This window comes from Rahnella victoriana (assembly GCF_021276285.1).
GTDB lineage: Bacteria > Pseudomonadota > Gammaproteobacteria > Enterobacterales > Enterobacteriaceae > Rahnella > Rahnella victoriana.
In genome coordinates this window covers 1,406,104-1,426,246 of record NZ_CP089919.1, presented here as the reverse complement: position 1 = coordinate 1,426,246, position 20,143 = coordinate 1,406,104, and the positions used below count along the sequence as shown (strand labels likewise).

The following is a 20,143-nucleotide window of genomic DNA, read 5'->3' as shown; positions in this document are numbered from 1 at the left end:
TTCCCTTAAATAACAAACGCGATGCGGTAATAAATAGTGAGATGATCAGGCGCGAGCCAGTCGGGATATTTCACCGGTGTGCCGACGGTCAGCTGGCTGGAGTAATAACGATTTGCCGCGGAAAGTCCGGCGGCAGCGCCCCACAACGTGCCGGAAGCCCAGGGGTCTTTGGGATCTTTTTGCAGCCAGCCGCCGTCGAGTGCGACCACGCTGCTGACCTGGCCGATAAGCGGTAGCGTGAACAGTGTGTAGTTCAGCTCGTTACGCCAGTAACCGCCTTTATCGCCGGAGAGATATTGTTCTTTGAAGCCGCGTACCGAGCTTTCGCCGCCGAGGGTCAGGCGTTCGCTGCCGTACAGGCGGTCCGGCGACCACTGACCGTAGAAGCTGGTCAGCCATCCTAAATGGTTCGCGACGGGCAACTGGAAGCTGCCATTCAGGTTCCATTTTTTAAAACCCGCTTTCGGCATATCGTCATGTTTACCGCTGTCGTCTTCCGCACCGAGCCAGGACACGCCGTGGCTGAATGTCGGGTTTAACGTTGCGACACCGCCGAAGATTTTTTGCGTGTGGTTCAGGCCAAACAGCAGGCTGGAAAGTTTGCGGCTGCTGCTGTCGAGCAGCACGTCATTGAGGTAGTTATTGCTGATTTGATGTGTCAGTCCGACAGATGCACCGGTTTTGATATCGCCGTTGCGAAATAGCACCCGCGAGGCGGTTAAACGGTGGGTGACACTGTCGCCGGTGGATGCCCAGCCAAAGCCATTGTTGTCGATCGTGCTGAGGTAGTTGCTCCAGCTGTAGCTGTAATCGACCAGGTTATAGCCGTAAGGAATGCTGAGTCCGGCCTGTACGTTCTGTGCGTCATGCGAGGTAGCCCCGTCGCTGCTGCGTCCGCCGCTGACGAACCATTTATCCGCCGCTGACGAACCATTTATCCGCCATGCCCAGCACGTTACCGGCGGTCAGCGAGCCGCTAAGCTGCCCGGTCCCGGTACTTTTTTGCCCGCTGTTATCAAAACTCAACGAGGCACTGAGAGGGGATTCCGGCGTGGCGGTGAGATTAACAATGGAATAGCCGGATTTTTTGCCGGGAAGAATGTCTATTTGCACCGGATTACTGCGTAACCGGTTGATTTGCTCCATGCCCTGTTCGATGTCACGCAGATTAAGAATACCGCCTTCCAGCCCCGGAAAAGCCATGGTGAGCTGCGAAGATGAACCGCCTTCGAGGGTGATTTTCTCAAGACGTCCCTCCAGCACCGAAATATGTAATTCCCCCTGAGATAAATCCTGTTCAGAGATAAATGCCCGGCTGGTTATATATCCCTGATGAATATACCAGTCAGAGATTTGATGGGTTATTTCCGCGATGCGGTTCATCCCAACACATTGGTTAAGATGATATTGCGTGATCTCGTGTTGTTTTTTATCTGATAGCAGTGTTGTGTTATTTATATATATTTTATGAATGTTAAAGCAAGGGCCATTATCTTTTTCTGAATGAGAGTCGTCGACGGGGCGGGGAGAGAAACTACGTTGAAGATCATCACGTTGTTGCTGGCTCTGCCTTAAAATATCTTGTTGTTCCTGACGGATCAGGCCCCGGTCAGCCGGGCTCAGGGGCGCAGCCATTGCAGACAGGGCGACCCCGGAGACAACAATAGATAATAAGCATTTAAAAATATAATGTTTACACAACACAAAATTCATTCCATGAATAATTTAAAAGTAATATTTTGACATGATTTCCAATATGATGTTATGGACTCATAAATAAATCAAATACTATAATTATATTAATAATGAAATAAACTTAATTCACCTCTGTGTTGGTGAGTTAATGAATGATTTTTATCTGTAAATTATCCGATTCTGTTATAGGTGGGTGACGGCAATTCCGGGAGGCGGAATTGCCGAAATAAGTTAATTGCTGCACTCACTCCGCCAGTCCGAGATGCGCCCATAAAGCGTCGAGCGGCATGGTCGCCAGCGCGATACATTCATCGGCCGCGCCGTAGTAAATCTTCAGCACGTCCTGTTCCACCAGCGCGCCGCAGGTAAAGACCACGTTGCCGAAAAATCCTTCTCTCTCGTAAATCGCTTCCGGCTGTAACAGCGGTTCGGCGGATTTGGCGAGGATGTTGAAGGGATTATTCAGGTCGAGCAGCATCGCACCCAGACAATAGCGCTGGTCTTTATCCACGCCATGATAAATTTGCAGCCAGCCGCGCGGTGTGCGGATTAACGGCGCACCGCCGCCGAGTTTCAGCGCATCCCATTCGCCGGAGGCACTGCCCAGCAAATGCTGATGGTTGCCCCAGTGCAGCATGTCCGGCGATTCACAAATCCAGATATCGGGTTTGCCAAAATGCTTAGGCGAAGGACGGGTCAGCGCCAGATAGCGGCCCTGAATTTTCTCCGGGAAGAAGCAGACATCGCGGTTATCCGGGCAGAAAATGACGCCCTGTTTGGTCACGGTGACAAAATCGGTGGTGGTCGCCAGCGCGGTGGAAATCCCGTACGGTGAAATCGCGGAATAATTGATGTAGTAAATACCGTCGATCAGGGTGATACGCGGATCTTCGCAGCCAAACTGCTCGTATTGCGTATCTGCCGTCAGGAACGGCTGGTCATCCACCACGAAATCTTCACCGTTCTGGCTGCGGGCTAACCGCAGGTGCGACATGGAGGTAAGAAACACCTGTGACGGATCGGCTTTCAGCACAATCATGCGCGGATCGCTGAAATCATACGTCGGGTCATCGCGCTGAAACCGTTTGGTCCCTGCCTGCCAGCCGCCATTCACCGGCAATAACAGGGGCACCTCCAGACAATTTTCCTCTGCGGATTTCACGCTTTCTGCCACGCGCAACAGCAGCAGGGTTTCCCCCTGATACGAGCAAACGCCGGCATTAAAGACGCACTCCACTTTCCAGCCCGACTGGGAAGGCGTTACGTCGGCAGGCGTTAACAGCGGGTTTTTCTCACTTCTGTGCATTTTCATGGCGTACCTTTTTGATAAGAATGTGATTTTTGTTCAGCACCGGTGTGTCTGCGCCGAATAAGACAGTGTTGCCATCGCCGTAACCTACGTTGACGACAGGGGGACCGAAATTGATCATCACTTCCAGACATTCCCCGCCGAGCTGGCGGCGGAATATCAGGCATTGCTGAAACAAGGTGAGGTACGGATAGCTGCCCTGCTGAAGGGCCGGATGGCGATTTCTGATGTGGATCAGTTGTTTATACCGCGATAATATTGATTGTGAGCACTCACTCTCATTTTTAACACTCAGCGGTTCCGTTCCTTCACCGGCCGGTGCCCAGGGGATCAGCGAACGCGAGGCATCACGGCAAAATGGCAATGCATAAGTGAGTGCTTGCTTATCGCTCATGCCTTGTGAAATGGCGTTGTGATAGTGAGTGACGCCCTGAATATCCCGCATCTGCTGCACATTCTCAGGAATAAAATCGGTCATGCCGATTTCTTCTCCCTGAAAAATAAAAGGCAGACCCCGCGCTGTCATTTGCAGCGCAAACACGGCTACCGCGCGGCCGGTGTCACGGGGCGATTCGCCAAAGCGGCTGATCATGCGGGACATATCGTGACTGGAGAAAAACAGGGTCGGTAAACCGGACAGGGTGGCTTCCATTGCCTGCATTTCGGCGAAAATGGCTGCAATGTCGAATGTTTTCTGACTCCCCAGATTAAAATTGAACACCACGTCCAGCCGTTCCTTGTCCTGATAAGGCACCAGCAGAGGCAGCGATTCACTGCCGACTTCGCCAATCAGTAAGAAATCGCCTTGTGAACGGATGTGCCGGCATAACCGTTTCACCACTTCCAGCACGCCGGGCTGATTGATGTCTTTCTCATGCGGCGGCTCAGCGCCTGCTTCGGCTGGCGGGTGATCGTCACCAATGCCGTCGGTGGTCAGAAAATTAATGACGTCAAAACGGAAGCCGTCCACGCCACGGGCAATCCAGAAATCGAAAATCTTTTTCGTTTCCTGTTCGACGGCCGGATTCGACCAGTTCAGGCACACCTGCTGCGGGGAAAATTTATGGTAATAATGCGTCGTGCCATCCGGTGTCAGAGACCATGCCGGACCGCCGAAAAAGGACGTCCAGTTGTTGATTTCCTGACGAAAGAAGAAAAAATCACGATACGGGCTGTCGGGTTGGTCAAGGGCCTGCTGAAACCACGGATGCTGGTCTGAAACGTGGTTAATCACGACGTCTGTCACCACCAGAATATCGCGCGCATGGCACGCGGCGATCAGGGCATCGAAAGTGTCCAGCGTGCCAAAACGCGGATCTACCGCGCAGTGATCGCTGATGTCATAGCCGTTATCCACCAGCGGCGAAGGATAAAACGGCGTGATCCAGATACCGCCAATGCCCAGCCCGGCCAGATAATCCAGTTTCGAAATCAGCCCCTTAAAATCCCCCAGACCGTCGTCATTCCCGTCGCAGAAAGAGGGCAGGTACACCTGATAAAAGACCCGTTCAGGCCATGTTTTCTGACAGTTCATCATTCGCATCCTGCTATTTGAGTGAAAGTGACATCCCTTGCAGAAAATGTTTTCTGAACAGAATGAAAAGTATCAGGATCGGCAGGGTCTGTACGACGGAGCCTGCCAGCACTGGGCCGACATAAATGCTGTAGGATTTACTGAACGTCGCCAGCAGCACGGAAAGCGGCATTTTGCTGGCGTCCTGAATGACGATCAGGGGCCACAGGAAATTGTCCCAGGCGCTGGTGAAGGTAAACAAGGCGACGATGGCGAGAATGGATTTATTCAGCGGCAGCATGACGTGAAGCAGAATTTTCACCAGACCGGCGTGGTCGAGGCGGGCGGCATGAATATAATCGTTCGGCGTACCTTTGAAACTTTGGGAGATCATAAATATCCCCCAGCCGTTCATCACAAAGGGCAAAATTAATGCCCCGTAGGAATTCATCAGGCCGAGTTCCCGGATCAGCACGAAATGCGGAATAATAAACATGAAGGCCGGAAATACCATTTGTAGGATCAGCAGGTTTTTAAAAATATCCCGCCCTTTGAATTCCATTTTCGCCAGTGCATAGCCAATGAAAGACGACGTGAGGGTGACGTAGACCGTGATCGTCAGGGTAATAAATATTGAGTTGAATAATGTGCGCAGAAAAGGTTTTTCTGCTTTTCCTGAACCGTCAAATAAAAAGACATAGTTATCGAAAGACAGATGGCCGGAGAAAAGGCCGGTGGTATATATTTCCGATGTCTTTTTCAGTGACCCCATGAACATCCAGATATAGGGATATAACCAGGTCAGTGCCAGCGTGAACATCAGCAGATGGATCACGAGGGAGGAAAACCCGATTTTTTTACGTGTTCCCGGCGCAGAAAGTGACGTGGATGGCTTCATCATACAACCTCGATTTTCTTTTCAAGACACCGGCGGACAATCCAGATCAGCGAGAAACTGAACAGGGCGACGATGATAGACATCGTGGCCGCCCAGCTCGGCTGCATCTGCCTGAACGCGGCTTCATACATCACCACCATCGGCGTGGTGGTGCTCTCCAGCGGCCCGCCGCCGGTGATCAGATACGGCTCGGTGAAAATGGCAAAGGCGACGGTAAGGGCCAGCACCAGCACCATGACGATTTGCGCATTCATCATCGGTAAGGTGACGTGCCAGATTTTCCCCGCGCGCGAGGTCCGGTCGAGTTCTGCTGCGTCGTAAATATCTTTCGGGATGGTGATCAAACCGGAATAAAAAATAAGCCCGTAATAACCGACAAATTTCCAGGTGATAATCAGCGCAACAGATAACATCGCCACATCAGGATGCGTAAACCAGGGAACCGAGATCCCGAACCATTGCATCAGAAACGTATTCACCGGGCCGGTCTCACTGAATAACTTCGAAAAAACGATGGAATACGCCACGCCGGATGACACATTGGCCAGTAAAAAACTCAGTGCGACAAACGCTTTGCCGTATTTTATCCGTTGTAATCCAAAGGCAAACAATAATGATGAAATAAGCACGATCGGCAGATAATAAAGCAGAAATTTAAATACGTTATAAATCGACGTCCAGAATAAAGGATTCTGCATCACCGCCAGAATATTTTTCACACCATTGAAGGAAGGAACACCAATAAATTTCCAGTCTGTAAAACTTAATATAAATAGCCAGATAAAAGGATAGAGCCAGAATATCAGGGAATATCCCAGATAAGTGGAGGCCAGAAGGCCTCCGGTGGTGGAATCTTTCAGTTTTATCATCGGTTTACTGCTCCAGCACGCGGTCAATCTCTTGCGACGACGCATGCAGGGCGTCCGGCACCGGTTTGTTATCAAACACCAGTTTTTCAATCATTTGCGTCATTGCCCGCTGGACTTCCACCGTTTTGGTGACGGCGGCAGGGGGTACGGCTTTCGGCAGATAAGATGCGATGTCATTCACCAGCGGATGCTGTTGCAGGTAACCGCTGAATACCGGGTTACTTTGCAGATCTTCCCGGGCCGGAGGCATCCCCGTCAGTTCCAGCCAGCGCAAGTCGTTCTTCGGATTGCTGTATACCCATTGAATGAATTTCCAGGCATCGTCCTGCACTTTTGAGGTACTGAACATCACGATCCCTTTGCTGTCTGCCATCGTCGCTCCGGGTTCTCCTGACTGCGTCGGCATCGGGCCGATACGGATGGTTTTTAACACCTCAGGGAATTGCTTCTGATAACGCTCGATATCCCACGGACCGCGTACCGCACCCAGCACGGTACCTGCCGCCAGCGGATCATCCGCAGCGGTAAAGTCGTAGCTGGTCCATTTGTTGGCGAACATTTTCCCCATAAAATTCAGGGCTTCCACACCCGCTTCGTTATCGAACGTGGATTTATTATCCGTAAGATACGGGCTGCCCCCGGAGGCGGCGTAATACAGCGGAATAAAATCAAACCAGCGATCCCACCAGTTTTTACCGCTGGTGAGTTGCAGGCCATAGCCTTGCTTACTTGAGGCCATACGCCCGGAAAGGGTGTAAATCTCGTCGTAGGAGGTCGGCACATGATCAAATCCCTGAGCGGCCAGCAAATCACCGCGCCACCAGTAGACGATCGGGGTGATATAAATCGGGATGACGGTTTGCTGGCCCCCGAACTGCCAGCTGGAAACGGCTTTGCCCATATGGCGGGTTTCTACCAGCTCCTGAAAACCGGGCATTTTAGAATAATCATTAAGCTGTTTAAGTTCGGATAACTGTTTAGCGAAACCAATAAAAATATTGGTGGAGATGTCGGGTTCGGTCCCTGAGGCCAGCGCATTCATAATGGCTTCTTCAGAACTTCCCGCCGCCGGAATTGCGGTGAATTCCACTTTTCTGTTTTCCGGATGGCTGTTCCATTCTTTGACGATTTCACCCCAGTATCTTTCCTGGGTAATATTAGGCGCCACCCACATCTTTATCGCCGTCTGATCTTTCTCGTCCGGTCCGCAGCCTGAAATTAATAGCGTAAGCCCCGCAATAGCAGCCAGTTTGAGTGTTTTCATCCGAATTCCTATTTCCGTTAGGTTTGGATTTATAATCCGTAATTATATTTATGGATTATTCATATTTTTATTATATGAGTTAGTTTCTATTTAAACGCTAGCATGGACATTTGGTGAATAAATGTTATTGCCGTCACACAAATGATTTTGTTTAACGTTAAACTTTATTTTTATATTCATTGCAAAACACAATTTCTTATGACTAACTGTGGGCGGTCTAATACTGTGCTTGTGTTTTGATTGTATTATTTAAACATCAGGGAGTATTCACACTGAGTAAGATAACACTGAAGTCGATTGCCAGAGAATTAGGCGTGACGCACACGACGGTATCTAATGCCTTTAATAATCCGGGGAAGTTGTCAGAATCATTAAAAAAACGAATTATCGATTACGCTCACTCGGTGAATTTTTATGGTCCGGATAATGTGGGGCGGGCATTACGCACCGGTAAATCGAATGCGATAGGTATTATCTTTAACGACACCCTCAGTTATGCGTTTACCGACAGGCATGACGTACAACTGATGCAGGGCATTGCTGCGGAATGTGACAAAGAAGGCGTCAGCCTCATCCTGATCCCGTTACATAACCAACAAGGCCCGCGCGTGAGCGCCATCAATACGGCCGTTGATGGCTACATACTCAATGCGACGCACAATAACGACCAGATCATCGCCAAAGCGCTGGCTAAAAAGGTGCCGGTCGTGACGACGGATTTCCGTATTCCGCCGCACAGCAGCGTGTCGATTGATAACCGCAAGGCGATGCATGAAATCTGCCAGCACTTGCTGGGAAAAGGCCACCGCGAATTCGGAATTATTTCATTTCCGTCGTTGCAGGGCAGTAAGGGAATAAAGCCGCTGACCGATCCTGTTGCCGGGGATAATGACGTCATGCTCACGCGGGTAAATGCCTGCGTGGAGACTTTTCTTGCCGCAAATATTGCACTGAATTCCTGTTTTCTTTGTGAGACACGTCACCATGAAGAATGTGGTGAAATGGCCGCCAGAGAATTACTGGTACGCAATCCGGCCATCACCGCGTTGATTTGTCTGTCTGACCGATTTGCACAGGGTGCGGCGAATTATTGCCGCAAAGCGGGATTATTTGTCCCACAGGATATCGCTATTACCGGTTTCGATAATATACCGCGCACCGGTAATGAAATTGCCCTGACGACCATTTCACAGGATCCGGTTAAAAAAGGCGAAATGGCCGCCAGTCTGTTATTAAGCGGAAAGTCGAATATTGATTACGATCTCGGATTTACGCTGATTATACGTGGCTCGACCTGATATTTCCGGTATTGCCATGAAGTCTGAATTACTGATGTCAATTTTCAGGATGAAATATGGCCTTATTAACCTGTTTTAAAGCTTATGATATTCGTGGTGTGCTGGGTTCTGAACTCAATGAAGATATTGCCTGCCGTATTGGTGCCGCATTTGCCCAATTTTACCGTCCGCAGCGGGTGGTGCTGGGGAGTGATATCCGCCTGACGTCTGCTGCACTCAAGCAGGCCGTCGCACGGGGATTAATGGATCAGGGAACGGACGTCATCGATATCGGTATGACCGGCAGTGAAGAGGTCTATTTCGCGACCCGTGATTTGCAGGCCGATGGTGGGATCCAGATCACCGCCAGTCATAACCCGGATAATTACAACGGCATGAAAATCGTCGGCAGAGAGGCGAGGCCGGTAAGCCGCGACAGCGGATTAAAGGATATTCAGCAACTGGCTGAAAACCCGGTCTTTGCGGTGGCGGCGCAACGCGGCCATTATCAGCAAGTGTCGAACCGCCGGGCGTACCTTGCGCGTCTGCTCAGCTATTTTACGCTGCAAAACGGACGACCTCTGCGCGTGGTGGTCAATGCGGGAAATGGTGCGGCGGGGCCGACACTGGATGCGCTGGAAGAGGCATTTCAGCAACGCCGCATTCCGCTGACACTGATAAAAATTCACCATGAGCCGGACGGCACGTTCCCCCACGGTATTCCCAACCCGATGTTGCCGGAGAACCGCATGGCGACACGCGATGCGGTACGGGCGCATCAGGCGGATCTGGGTATTGCCTGGGACGGCGATTTTGACCGCTGCTTCATCTTTGACGAGCAGGGCGACTACGTGGAAGCCTATTACATTGTCGGATTACTGGCGAAATGGTTTTTGCAGCGCGAGCCGGGTGAGAAAATCCTTCATGATCCGCGACTGGTCTGGAATACCCGCGATGTTATCCATGCTCATCACGGCGTTGCCATCGAAACCAAAACCGGTCATGCCTTCATCAAAGAAAGAATGCGTAGCGAAAATGCCCTGTACGGCGGCGAGATGAGCGCGCATCACTACTTCCGTGATTTCGGCTACTGCGACAGCGGAATGATCCCGGCCCTGCTGGTGTTACAGCAACTCAGCGGCGGTTCTCAGAAAATGTCAGAACTGATCGCTCAGCGAAAAACCCTTTTCCCGGTATCGGGAGAGCTGAACATTGCGGCTGTGCTGCCAGAAACGGTGATCGCAAGGGTTCGTCAACATTACGAAAATCAGGCGCTGAACATCAGTGAAACGGACGGACTCAGTATGGAGTTTGCGTGCTGGCGTTTTAATTTACGCCCTTCCAACACCGAACCCTTGCTGCGTCTTAACGTGGAAACGCGGCAGTCTCCTTCATTGCTGGCTGAAAGTACCCGGGCGCTTCTCGCGCTTATCCATGCGTAATCCCTTCACTCCATACAGGACAACGTTATGTCAGGCTTATCGCTGAAAAATATCCAGAAATATTATGATAAAGCGCCGGTTATCCCTGATTTATCCCTCGATATTCATGCCGGGGAGTTTCTGGTTCTGGTCGGGCCGTCGGGGTGCGGGAAATCCACATTATTACGTCTGATTGCCGGGCTGGATGAACTGACGTCCGGCAGCATCAGCATTGGCGAAAAAGATGTCACGGATTTGCCCGCCGGTCAGCGCGGGCTGTCGATGGTTTTCCAGTCTTACGCGCTGTATCCCCACATGACTGTGCGTCAGAATCTTTCCTTTGGCCTGAAGAATATCCGCACGCCGCCGGATGAAATTGAACGACGCATTCAGCAGGCGGCGCAGATCCTGCGCCTTGATGAGATGCTTGACCGGCTGCCACAAAACCTGTCCGGCGGGCAGCGTCAGCGGGTCGCCATTGGCCGTTCGATAGTCCAGCAGCCGGAGGTGTTTTTATTCGATGAGCCTTTGTCGAATCTTGATGCCGCGTTGCGTGTGCAGATGCGGCAGGAAATCAGTCAGCTGCATACCCGTCTGAAAAACACCATGATTTACGTGACGCACGATCAGGTCGAAGCCATGACGCTGGCCGACCGGATTGTGGTGCTGAACAAAGGGCACATCGAGCAGATTGGTACGCCGGTGGAACTCTACAACAGTCCGGCCAGTCTGTTTGTCGCCGGTTTTATTGGCACGCCGAAAATCAATGTGATCCCGGCGCAGGTGATTGACCGCCATCTGGTGATTGACGGAAAAGCACGATTTCCGCTGGGGGATAAATTTCCGGCGGCGCGGGAGGGCCAGTCCGTTTCGCTGGCGATCCGCCCTGAGTTGTTGCGCCTGAACGAAGCCACGGATCATCATTTTGACGTGACGGTGGATTTCACTGAATTGCAGGGCGACTCAACGCTGGTGTATGCGCGATTCGGTGAGCATGGCGTAAAAATCAAATCTTCCAGACAGCTTTCTTTTGCCCAATCGGAGACGCTGACAGCCGGGTTTAATACGTCCGGTATGTTGCTGTTCGATGAGGAACAGCGGCGGATCCCCGCAGTGTCGCGTTAAATAGAAAAAGGCACCTTTCGGTGCCTTTTCGACGAACATCAACGTTAATTAAGCATTTTTCGCCAGCTGCGCTTTATGTTTGTTCTCACTCAGCATGGTCAGTAACAGCAGCAGAACGGCCAGCACACAACCGGCGATCATCACGATAAATCCGCCGTCCCAGCCAAAGTAATCCACCGTATACCCGACGATGGCGCTCGCAGCCACCGACCCACCCAGATAACCAAACAGCCCGGTAAAGCCTGCGGCGGTACCCGCCGCTTTTTTCGGTGCCAGTTCCAGCGCATGTAAACCAATCAGCATCACCGGCCCGTAAATCAGGAAGCCGATGGTGATCATACAGGCCATATCAATGCCCGGATTGCCGACCGGATTGAGCCAGTACACCACCGTCGCGATGGTCACCAGCACCATAAAGAACACGCCGGTTGCGCCGCGATTGCCTTTGAAGACTTTGTCCGACATCCAGCCGCACAGCAGCGTGCCGGGAATGCCTGCGTATTCATAAAGGAAATACGCCCACGAGGATTTATCCAGCGCAAAATGCTTCACTTCTTTCAGGTAAGTCGGTGACCAGTCGAGAATCCCGTAGCGCAGCAGATAAACAAAGACGTTAGCCAGCGCGATATACCACAGCAATTTGTTCGGCAAAATGTACTGCATGAAAATCTGTTTTGCTGTCAGTTCCTGCTCGGCAGACTCTTTGACATAGTCCGGCGGGTAATCGTTTTTGTATTCTTCAATGGGCGGCAGACCGCAGGACTGCGGCGTATCGCGCATTGTCATGAAGGCAAACACCGCCAGTAAAATCGCGCCGAAAGCGGGCATATACAGCGCCGCGTGCCAGTCGTTAAACCATGCCATGCCGAGCAGGAACAGCAGCGGAGGAATACCGCCGCCGACGTTATGCGCGCAGTTCCACACCGACACCACGCCGCCGCGTTCTTTCTGCGACCACCAGTGCACCATGGTACGTCCGCACGGCGGCCAGCCCATTCCCTGGAACCATCCGCACAGGAACAGCAGCACAAACATGATGGCGATGCTGGAGGTCGCCCATGGAACGAAGCCCATAAACAGCATCACCGCGGCCGCCAGAATCAAACCGGCGGGCAGAAAGACGCGCGGATTCGAACGGTCAGACACCGAACCCATGATGAATTTTGAGATGCCGTAAGCAATGGAAATCCCGGAGAGCGCAAAACCCAGATCGCCTCGCGAGAAACCCTGATCAATCAGATAAGGCATAGCCAGTGCGAAGTTTTTGCGTACCAGATAATAGGCCGCATAACCGAAGAAAATCCCCATGAAGATTTGCCAGCGGAGACGGCGGTAAAGCGGATCGACGTGAGCCTCATCAACAGGAGCTTTGTGAGGCGCGGGTTTAAAGATACTGAGCATAAATGCCTCCGATGGCATAAATCAGGTCGGACTCATCATGAGCCACGGACGAAATGGTGGATCCAGTGTGTTCTAAAACGAACATCACTTTAGCCATTCGCGCACAAACGAACTGTGATTTATGACGGAAATGTTACATTTTTATTACAGAGGGAGGCGATTTTGTGAGCGAGGGTGACAATAAGAAACAAAAAAGGCGGAGCCAAAGCTCCGCCTGGCAGGTTCGTGACATATCAAAAGACTCATTCTAAATCGTCAGACATTCTTTTCGGCATTAAGCTGTCATGCGCTCATTCCACGTATCCTTGTATATTATATTCCCTTCTACATTTTTCCATGTTATGGCTTGATAACGTAATTCGATATTTTCTATATGTGTACTTGTCATACCATTTGGGAGCAAATAGGGGGAAATAGAGGTGATTTTGACGTTTTCTAAAATAATATGGAAGTATTCACTTTCAATCCCCGCATCCAATATGTGATACATTTTTATGATTGCGGATTGCAATGTGCGGCCTTCACATAATGCCCGGAAAAGAATAGGTGTGGTTTGGTCAAACTCTTTTTGCATAATAATCGGTGAATGAATTCTTGTTCCTGTTAATTTTCCCATGTGCTGATCAACAGGAATATTAACATTGTGTGATAATGATTTTAACTCAATGGAACCGAGCCTGGCGGGTATCAGACATCCCCCAACAATAGGCGAGCCATTTTCATCAGTTAACCAAATGTGAGCTGGGTTTGACATATTTTATATCCTTATATAATCCGAGCGTGTAAAATTTACCGCGAGAATAAAAAAACGAAAACTAGCATTAGCAGGAAAAACGCGCCAATTGACTGTATCGCAATGTCAGGAAAAAAACTCACCATAAACACACCGAAGATCACAGTTATAATTAATGGAATGTAAGTCCAAAAAAAATAAGACAGTTGATGTCTAAACCATCGCTTTAAAAAATTAATCATGATGTTCACCTTACCATATCAATTATTGTTTTGGCGACTTCATCATCTGATGTAAGATTCGTGCTAAAGGCGTGAGCTTTCATAAAAAGAGGCTCAACTAAAAAATACATCATTTCTAATTTTCGCATATATAACGCATAGTAATATGCAGGACTCAGAACCTGCAAACGTTCCGCACTTTCTGCGGCTTCCTGTACGTATCCGTAAAAGCCTATTCCGGCAGCGGCAAGTGCGGACACCTTCCCAATTTTCTGGCTGAAGCTGGTATGAATATTGAATCCAAGGCAAATGGACGTTGTTATGCCCAATGCAAATGATTGTGTCGTCAGAGAACTCGTTGATATATTTACGCTTGCTTTCATTAAGGTGCGTTGGATATTGTGTAGTTGACTTTGGTTTCTATTTTTAATAAGTGATTCGATATAAATCTGTATCATGTCAGATATGATTCTTCTGTCTTTAATTAACTGCTGTAAAGACTCAAGGAATCGAACATCTTCTCGTTTCAGCTTTGCGCAAACATCTTGATAATTCTCCGTAAAACAAGAAGTGTAATACACTAGCCTTGTTGCGCCATCCTGAATTCTGTGAGATTGATCGAGAATCTGCTCTTTAACTCCGATAACAGCTGTATCCAACTTTTTTGCAAGTATTTCGTCATTTGCCAACTTATTAATAATGAAATCACTATGGTACATAACTTATTCCTTAAGTTAATTATTCCATTTTATGATATGTGCTGGTTAAAATATATGATAATACTATCAGTTACTCTCTTTTATATACCACTGTACTTCATTGTAAATAATATAACGATATATTTTCACCTTATAAATGAGGCAGGTTGGTGAGGTTGAGTAATGGCATAATACAAAAAAGGCGGAGCCAAAGCTCCGCCTGCTATTTACGTACGCACTGAATTTATTGAATTTTCAGCGTACTGATAATGGTTTCAGCGTCAGTTTGCGCCTGTTGCTGATTATCGGCTGGCAGGGTGATTTGCAAAGTCAGTAAGTGGCTGTCGACTTTACCCAGCACGATAGAAGAATAGGCTTTCTGACCGGCAGAGGTGATCACCGTATCCAGCTGTTGCAGATCCTGACCATTCACCTGAATGGATTTATTGGTCACTACTTGGAGATTGGTATCACGGGCTTTTTGCTGATCCTGTAAACGACCCGCCAGAACCTCGAGCGATTCCGTGGTGTTATCACCCAGGATCACAATCACGGCTTTCTGACCGGTGCTGTCAGCGTAAACGTGCATATTGTTGGCCTGCGTGCCCAGCTTACCGCTCTGGTCGCTCATTCCCTGCGGCAGGGAGAAGGTGACTTTGCCTTCCAGCAGGCTGACCGGCGTGGTGGCTGCCGTTGCTGCGGCCGCTGGCGCGCCTTTATCCGCTGCAGGTGCGTCGGTGGTTTTACCGTCACACGCAGCCAGACCGGCGATCAGTACTGCCATTCCCATCATTTTCGCGATATTACGCATCGGGCTTCCTTAAGTGGCCTGTTCACCAGGCTTACATGTTGACTTAACAGTCTTTATGGCAACCTATTCAGACCACAAATGCAAGTCAGATTATGGCGCGATTTGTGTCTTTCCGGCGGCCCGCTTTAGTGCGCGCTGACGGCAGAATGCGGGTTGTTGCCGTGAGCGGACAAACGTTTGAGCAGCATATTCAGCAGCATGCCGTACATCGGCAGGAAGAACACCAGACAGATCAGGACCTTGAAGGTGTAATCCACCATCGCGATTTCCACCCAATGCTGCGCCATAAAGGCATCGGTACTTTTGTAGAAGGCGATAAAGAAGAAGGACAGGGTATCGCTGATATTGCCGAGGAACATCGAGGCGACCGGTGCGATCCACCAGCGGCGGTTCTGGCGCAGGCGGTTAAACACATGAACGTCGAGGATTTGCCCCAGCACATAGGCCATAAAGCTGGCGGTGGCGATGCGGGCAACCATGATATTCAGGCTGTTGAGCGCGTCTACGCCCTGCCACTGCGCTTCAAAGAACAGCGCCGAGATGATGTAGGAAATGGCCAGAGCCGGCACCATCACAGACAGAATAATCCGTCGCGCCAGCGGTGCGCCAAAGATACGCACGGTCAGGTCGGTAGCCAGAAAGATAAACGGGAAAGTGAACGCGCCCCAGGTGGTATGGAAACCAAAAATGGAAACGGGCAACTGAACCAGATAGTTACTGGAGGTGATGATGGCGATGTGGAATAGCGAAAGCCATATCAGCGCGGAAAACCGCTGCTGAGCAGTAAAGGAGTACATAGATGTGACCTTTTTTTGTGAAAAATTGGGGTGAGGGAACCCAAATACCCTGCGTTCTTGAAGCTGTCGCAGGGGCGTTAGCGGTTTGCGGCGCGCATAGTACCTGTTTGCGCACCGTTTGCGCAACAGATCTGACGGTTAATTTTAGCGCAATGAGCCGTGTTTGTTGCGCCAGAAAACCAGCGGGTTAAACTATCCGCCTTTGCCAAACAACCGCCCATTCACGTATGTAGATGTTGAGACACGAAATGACCGACCCCTTTATCAATCCTGACCATCAGCTTGATGCGTTGGGTCTGCGTTGCCCCGAGCCAGTGATGATGGTTCGTAAAGCGGTTCGCACCATGCAAGACGGCGAAACGTTGCTGATCATCGCTGATGATCCGGCCACCACCCGCGATATCCCCGGTTTCTGCCGTTTTATGGAACATACGCTGCTGGCGTCGGATACCGAAAGCGTGCCGTACCGCTATTTGCTGTGCAAAGGGTTGCCAGAAAAACAGGGCTGATGGCTCAGCCCTGACGGGTTATTTCGACTTATTGCGCAACAGCCTCAGCGCGTTGGCGGTCACCAGTGCTGTTGCGCCGGAATCCGCCAGCACCGCCAGCCACAATCCGGTCAGCCCCATCAGCGTGGTGACCAGAAAAATGGCTTTCAGCCCCAGCGCAATCGTGATGTTCTGACGGATATTCGCCCGCGTGGCGCGTGACAGGCTGATCATCTGCGCCAGCCCGCTCAGACGGTTGTGGGTCAGCGCCGCATCTGCGGTTTCCAGCGCGACATCCGTCCCGCTTCCCATCGCAATACCGATCGTCGCGGCTTTCATCGCCGGGGCATCGTTAATGCCGTCCCCGACCATTGCCACCGGTTTCTGCGCATTGAGCGCGGTGACCGCCGAGACTTTATCCGCAGGCAGTAAGCCCGCGCGGAAATCAATGCCCAGCCGGTCAGCGATGGTTTTTGCCGCACGCGGATTGTCGCCAGTCAGCATGACCGCGGATACGCCGAGCGCCCTGAGTTTCTGCAAGGCTTCATGGGCGTCATCGCGCAGACGATCCTGCATGGCAATCAGCCCGATTGCGCTGTCTTCCTGCAATACCACCACCACGGTTTTTCCGCTGGATTCCCACGCTGTAATTTGCGCAAGGGTTTCTGCCGTCAGGCTGTTTCCGGCCACACTTTTCGGTGCCAGCACCTGAATTTTACGGCCTGACACCACGCCTTCCACGCCGGAACCGGCCAGCGCGCGGCGATCTTGTGCGGTGAGCGGTAACGGATTGCCGGTTTTTGCGCGGGCTAAAATCGCCTGCGCCAGCGGGTGATGCGAACCTTCTTCCACCGCCGAGGCCAGACATAACACTTCGCCTTCACTGGTACCGTTCAGCGGTAACACCTCGGTGACTTCCGGTTTGCCTTCGGTCAGCGTGCCGGTTTTGTCCAGCGCGACGGTTTCAATCAGCGCCAGTTGTTCCAGTGCCGCGCCGCCTTTGATTAACGCGCCCTGACGCGTGGCGGCCGCCAGCCCGGAGGTGATCGCCGCAGGTGTGGAGATCACCAGCGCACACGGACAACCGATCAGCAGCAACGTGAGGCCGCGATAAATCCAGGTTTCCCACGACAGTCCCATCGCCAGCGGCGGAACGATAATTACCAGCAGCGACATCAGCATAATGACCGGCGTGTAATAACGGCTGAAAGTATCGAGGAAACGCTCAATGGGCGCACGACGCTCATCGGCTTCTTCGATAAGTTGCAGGATGCGGTCAATGGCGCTGTTGCCCGGTGCGGAAGCCACTTCAAGGCGTGCCAGCAGGTCAACGCACAGGCTGCCCGCCGGGACTTTTTCGCCGGGCAGATGATCCACCGGCACCGATTCACCGGTCAGTGCGCTTTCATCGAAACTGGCCGCGCTTTGTAAAATGGCGTCGGCAGGCAGACGTGCGCCTGCCGCAATTTCAATGATGTCGCCGGGGCGTAAACTGCTGACCGGCACGGTTTCCGCCTGGCCATTTACCACGCGAACGGCGGTATCCGGGATCAGCGCCATCAGCGATTTCACCCCGCTGCGCGCCCGGCTGGAGGCAAAAGCTTCCAGGCGTTCGCCGACCATAAACAGCAGCAGCACCATGGCGGCTTCGGCAGTGGCACCGATAAACAGGGCACCGAGCGCGGCGATGCTCATCAGCGTTTCGATGGCGAACGGCGAACCGGCGCGGGTCTGGCGGATCGCCTGACGCAGTACCGGCCACAGCCCGACCAGCGTGGTGGCGATAAACGCGATCTGACCGGCCTGCGGACTGACGTGATCGAGCACCCAGCTCAGCAGCATCAGCGCCGAGAGGGCGATCAGCGGCAGCGCCTCTTTCAGGCGTGACGCTTCCGGTTGCGGGATATTTTGTTTTTTATCGAGGGATTGTAGGGTGAAACCTGCGGCGATCACGGCATGCTGCACGGGTTGGGTGATATCCAGACCGGCATCAATCACCAGTTTTTCCGTGGCGAACAGCACTCTGGCGCGGCTGATGCCGTCAATGCCGGACACGGCCTTTTCGATTTTACGCGCACAGGCCGGGCAATCCATCCCTTCCACTTTCCAGCTGTATTGCTGGCTGCCGGAAAGCGGTGCGCCGGGGGCGTCTTCGCCCGGCGAGCCTTCTGCGCTGCCATCGTCAGAGGTGTGTGAGTGCTCACCTGTTTCTGGCGCGCAGCAACTGTCTGTGCTGGTGCAGGCGGAAACCGCCAGTGTGGCCTTTTCGCTACAGCAGCCCGCCGGATGTGTGCCGGGCCGGGCCATCGCGCCAATTTTGTTGATACGTAATGCGGGCGCATGTTTGCCCTGACATCCGCAGCGACAGCCGTTGTTTTTTTGCATTGGGATCATAAAGCCTCCGGTTCAACACCGAGTGGAATTACCCCCAGTGTAAACGTTGGAGTTAGCTCTAAGGTCAACCCTTATTTTATCAGCGGAACCAGAACGGTTCCGCTGAGGGAGGTTACAGGTACAAAGACCGGACGATCAGGAAGTGCCCGCCAAAATAACAGGCGGCGACCAGCGCGTCGGCAGCGCGGAAGGTGAAGCGGTAGCGGCTGAGCAGCCAGAAAATATTGCCCAGCAGTAACAGCGCCGCGCCGCAGAACAGCGAAAACGCCATGTCGGTGCTGCGGGCAAAATATTGCTCACCCGCCAGCCAGACCATCAGCAGGGTCATGGCGATGTAAGTGGTCACTGGCCATCTCAGTTCGGCCAGTCGTGTCCAGATCACCGCAAGAAGTATCGCGCCGATGATCAGCAAGGTCAGCGGCAGCGGCCAGAAAAACGTAATGGTCATCTGGCTGGCGAAACTCAGCGTATACAGCAGATGCGAGAGGAAGAACGCGCCAATGGCGTACATAAAGCGCTCTTCAGGCAGCAGCAACAGGCTGTCCGCCACCAGCGTCGCCGCCAGACCCAGCAGGATCAGATAACTGTAAACATTCAGTGTCGGTGCCTGCCAGGCCAGCAAAAGCAGCAGCAATAGAGTGACGGGCTTGAATACCCAGCGTTGCCAGCGCGGGCCGCGATAGCTGGCATCAACGAACAACCAGCCGGAGAAAAATACAGCGAGGAATGGCCAACTCATTGTTTATCCTTTTATATTTCAGAACAGAACATAAAACCGATGCAAGGGTCTGCCTTCAGGAAAACACATCCTGTTTTCCTGTACTTGTTTTCAGTGTAGGAGAGAGGGCATACCGGCGACAATCAGAAATCCCCGTAACGGCCGGTCTGATTCACGTTGGTTTAGAATAGCGGGACAGTTTACGGCGCAGGACGCGCCGTAAAAGCGGGAGTTACTTTTTGGTCGGCAACGGCGGCTGTTTTTTCTGCCAGGCCATCAGTTCGAACACGCCGAACAGGAAAATGCGGGTTTGCAGCCACGGGCCGATGGTGTCCTTTTCCTTGCCCTGCGTGGCTTTCAGCAGCATGACCTGCAGGCCGTGCATAAAGAACATGAACACAATCGCCACGTCTAAAAAGTATTTGATCGGTTTCGGGAACGGGTGGATCAGGTTAAACGCCAGAAACGCCCAAATACATAACATCAACAACCGACCAATATTGATCAACAT

The 20,143-nt window shown here is 51.7% G+C and carries 17 protein-coding genes and 1 pseudogene; 4 read left to right on the top strand and 14 right to left on the bottom strand.

Annotated features, from left to right (window positions below; all coding sequences use genetic code 11):
- Nucleotides 1–5 precede the first annotated feature (5 nt).
- From J9880_RS06600 to J9880_RS06575, 6 genes and pseudogenes are all read right to left on the bottom strand, one after another.
- Nucleotides 6–1,635 (bottom strand): annotated as a pseudogene (locus tag J9880_RS06600) (ShlB/FhaC/HecB family hemolysin secretion/activation protein).
- A 304-nt stretch (nucleotides 1,636–1,939) separates the two neighbouring features.
- On the bottom strand, nucleotides 1,940–3,001 hold the full coding sequence (locus J9880_RS06595; RefSeq protein WP_232770449.1) for a glycoside hydrolase family 130 protein: 1,062 nt from the start codon (nucleotides 2,999–3,001) through the stop codon (nucleotides 1,940–1,942).
- A complete protein-coding gene (locus tag J9880_RS06590; protein WP_232770448.1) occupies nucleotides 2,988–4,538 on the bottom strand; it encodes an alpha-amylase family glycosyl hydrolase in 1,551 nt (516 codons plus the stop codon). The genes J9880_RS06595 and J9880_RS06590 overlap by 14 nt, the downstream gene beginning before the upstream one ends.
- A gap of 13 nt (nucleotides 4,539–4,551) precedes the next feature.
- A complete protein-coding gene (locus tag J9880_RS06585) occupies nucleotides 4,552–5,415 on the bottom strand; it encodes a carbohydrate ABC transporter permease (protein ID WP_232770447.1) in 864 nt (287 codons plus the stop codon).
- On the bottom strand, nucleotides 5,415–6,284 hold the full coding sequence (locus J9880_RS06580) for a carbohydrate ABC transporter permease (protein WP_095924218.1): 870 nt from the start codon (nucleotides 6,282–6,284) through the stop codon (nucleotides 5,415–5,417). Before J9880_RS06580 ends, J9880_RS06585 begins: the two co-directional genes overlap by 1 nt.
- Nucleotides 6,285–6,288: 4 nt before the next feature.
- A complete protein-coding gene (locus J9880_RS06575) occupies nucleotides 6,289–7,548 on the bottom strand; it encodes an ABC transporter substrate-binding protein (protein ID WP_133823993.1) in 1,260 nt (419 codons plus the stop codon).
- Nucleotides 7,549–7,820: 272 nt separating this feature from the next.
- On the opposite strand from J9880_RS06575, the gene J9880_RS06570 reads away from it, so the two are divergent.
- The 3 genes from J9880_RS06570 to J9880_RS06560 are packed head-to-tail and all read left to right on the top strand — an operon-like array spanning nucleotide 7,821 to nucleotide 11,371.
- The gene (locus J9880_RS06570; RefSeq protein ID WP_408637230.1) at nucleotides 7,821–8,846 is read left to right on the top strand and encodes a LacI family DNA-binding transcriptional regulator; all 1,026 of its coding nucleotides are present in this window, start codon (nucleotides 7,821–7,823) and stop codon (nucleotides 8,844–8,846) included.
- Nucleotides 8,847–8,902: 56 nt separating this feature from the next.
- On the top strand, nucleotides 8,903–10,267 hold the full coding sequence (locus J9880_RS06565; protein ID WP_232770236.1) for a phosphohexomutase domain-containing protein: 1,365 nt from the start codon (nucleotides 8,903–8,905) through the stop codon (nucleotides 10,265–10,267).
- Nucleotides 10,268–10,294: 27 nt separating this feature from the next.
- Nucleotides 10,295–11,371 (top strand): ABC transporter ATP-binding protein, encoded by a 1,077-nt coding sequence (locus J9880_RS06560; RefSeq protein WP_133823991.1) that lies wholly within the window; start codon nucleotides 10,295–10,297, stop codon nucleotides 11,369–11,371.
- Between the two features lie 48 nt (nucleotides 11,372–11,419).
- On the opposite strand, the gene glpT is transcribed toward J9880_RS06560, so the two are convergent.
- From glpT to J9880_RS06535, 5 genes are all read right to left on the bottom strand, one after another.
- Entirely contained in the window at nucleotides 11,420–12,772 is a 1,353-nt protein-coding gene (gene glpT / locus J9880_RS06555) for a glycerol-3-phosphate transporter (RefSeq protein ID WP_095924222.1), read from the bottom strand.
- A gap of 274 nt (nucleotides 12,773–13,046) precedes the next feature.
- Nucleotides 13,047–13,526 (bottom strand): Hcp family type VI secretion system effector, encoded by a 480-nt coding sequence (locus J9880_RS06550; protein WP_131694062.1) that lies wholly within the window; start codon nucleotides 13,524–13,526, stop codon nucleotides 13,047–13,049.
- 226 nt (nucleotides 13,527–13,752) lie between these two features.
- Nucleotides 13,753–14,445 carry a hypothetical protein gene (locus tag J9880_RS06545; RefSeq protein WP_131694064.1) on the bottom strand — a complete coding sequence of 231 codons (693 nt, stop codon included), beginning with the start codon at nucleotides 14,443–14,445 and terminating at the stop codon, nucleotides 13,753–13,755.
- Between the two features lie 223 nt (nucleotides 14,446–14,668).
- Entirely contained in the window at nucleotides 14,669–15,235 is a 567-nt protein-coding gene (locus tag J9880_RS06540; RefSeq protein ID WP_095924223.1) for a DcrB family lipoprotein, read from the bottom strand.
- Nucleotides 15,236–15,360: 125 nt separating this feature from the next.
- On the bottom strand, nucleotides 15,361–16,032 hold the full coding sequence (locus tag J9880_RS06535) for a 7-cyano-7-deazaguanine/7-aminomethyl-7-deazaguanine transporter (protein WP_095924224.1): 672 nt from the start codon (nucleotides 16,030–16,032) through the stop codon (nucleotides 15,361–15,363).
- Between the two features lie 248 nt (nucleotides 16,033–16,280).
- Between J9880_RS06535 and tusA the strand changes: the two genes are divergently transcribed.
- On the top strand, nucleotides 16,281–16,541 hold the full coding sequence (gene tusA, locus J9880_RS06530; protein ID WP_232770235.1) for a sulfurtransferase TusA: 261 nt from the start codon (nucleotides 16,281–16,283) through the stop codon (nucleotides 16,539–16,541).
- A gap of 18 nt (nucleotides 16,542–16,559) precedes the next feature.
- Here the strand turns inward: tusA and J9880_RS06525 are convergent, their stop codons facing one another.
- From J9880_RS06525 to J9880_RS06515, 3 genes are all read right to left on the bottom strand, one after another.
- Nucleotides 16,560–18,914 carry a zinc/cadmium/mercury/lead-transporting ATPase gene (locus tag J9880_RS06525; RefSeq protein ID WP_232770234.1) on the bottom strand — a complete coding sequence of 785 codons (2,355 nt, stop codon included), beginning with the start codon at nucleotides 18,912–18,914 and terminating at the stop codon, nucleotides 16,560–16,562.
- A gap of 112 nt (nucleotides 18,915–19,026) precedes the next feature.
- The gene (locus J9880_RS06520) at nucleotides 19,027–19,653 is read right to left on the bottom strand and encodes a lysoplasmalogenase (protein ID WP_013577476.1); all 627 of its coding nucleotides are present in this window, start codon (nucleotides 19,651–19,653) and stop codon (nucleotides 19,027–19,029) included.
- 211 nt (nucleotides 19,654–19,864) lie between these two features.
- Nucleotides 19,865–20,143, bottom strand: coding sequence for a DUF1145 family protein (locus tag J9880_RS06515; RefSeq protein ID WP_095924226.1), 279 nt, complete (start codon nucleotides 20,141–20,143; stop codon nucleotides 19,865–19,867).